Here is a 1379-nt window from a genome sequence, read left to right on the forward strand (position 1 = left end):
TGTTAGAAGGTCGATTGGATCGATCGGAAATGCGTACGTACATGCCTGCGGATCGGCTAAGTGTGCAGACCACAGCCCTTGCAGCACATCTTGAGAACGTGGCCGACTTGTCGGATAAATGGTCAAGTCTTGCTGACAAAGACGTGCCAAAAGGTGTACTGACCTTAGAAGGCGATGCGTTCAAACAAGAAATGAAAGCAGCCATGACACGCTTGGCCAATGAAACACGTCGGTTAACGGGTGTTCCTTTGGTGGATGCCATGGTGGATGCTGTAACAGAGGAAGACATGGTGATCGATGCTACACAGGTCGATGTATTCTCTGTACCAGAACAGGAAGAAACACTAGATGTTGTCGCGTTTGTTGCGCCACGCGTTGTTGACGATTCCTCGCCTCAATTTAAGACGGTAGCTGATCTACGAGCAACGATGGGGCTGACCAAAAAAGCGGGCAAGGTGAAACAAGCCGTCGGCGACGATCAATTCATGTTCGACTTCTAATGCGCATATCGAACCCCGACACAGCGGGCAAAATCAAGTCTCCCGCTGTGTATGGGAGACGTATGGAGAGATTTTCATGAAAAAAACATTCAGCGGTCGCTACATCATGGACAAAAACGGTGTGCAAGAGTCGTACCCGAAGGAATGGACGCTACAAGACATGCAACGTGCGCTATCGTGCGGCGATATTGGGATGATCGAATTGAGCGGATACACAATCGATGGGCATGCTTGTTCAGCCTCTGCGTTGAGCATAGGTGGCGGCTTAGGCTTTCCTGTTGAAGTCGATGGGAAGATCGAAGTAGCTACTCATTTTAGGCGGTATTTGTTGCCTTGGATCGAAGATGATAACGACGACACGCTCGAACGCGTCCTGGTACAGATTGATCCAGAAGCGATAGACTTTGTGTCGATTGTCCATGAAGAGGATGCACAACCACAAAAGCAGTATGTTGCTGTTTTTTCAGACGGCGGCATCATCACAACGATCAAAATGGGTACAGATCTGCGCGAATTGATTCTGTGCATGCAAACGCAATGCGATCATCGATTCGATCCGCAAACGGACGACGCACGTATTTTCGACTCGTTAGAGAACGAAGTATACGTATTGCCTAGTCCTGGAGCGCTCGAAACAGAAAACCTAGGCGTGTACTACTGCTCGAACTGCCAACAAGCAGAACGGGTCCACGTGGTACAACGCGTGTTTTGCACTTCGTGTGGAACACGCATGGAACGATTGGACACGCTTGGTTAAGTATCCGAGGTAAAAGAGAGGTGAAATTCCTCGTCGTATCACAACCACAACGTCTCATGACGAACCTCATGTCGGCAATAAGTGTTTTCATGTTTCTACACACGCTGTTGCATCACCGCACA

At 49.0% G+C, this 1379-nt stretch carries 2 protein-coding genes; both read left to right on the forward strand.

Features of this window, described 5'->3' with window-relative positions:
• Positions 1-500, forward strand: a 500-nt coding sequence (locus tag MM817_RS16290) for a hypothetical protein (RefSeq protein ID WP_241717090.1), incomplete at its 5' end; no start/stop codon positions are given.
• Positions 501-576: 76 nt separating this feature from the next.
• On the forward strand, positions 577-1257 hold the full coding sequence (locus MM817_RS16295; RefSeq protein ID WP_241717092.1) for a hypothetical protein: 681 nt from the start codon (positions 577-579) through the stop codon (positions 1255-1257).
• Positions 1258-1379 lie beyond the last annotated feature (122 nt).

This window comes from Sulfoacidibacillus ferrooxidans (assembly GCF_022606465.1).
Classification (GTDB): Bacteria; Bacillota; Bacilli; order Alicyclobacillales; family SLC66; genus Sulfoacidibacillus; species Sulfoacidibacillus ferrooxidans.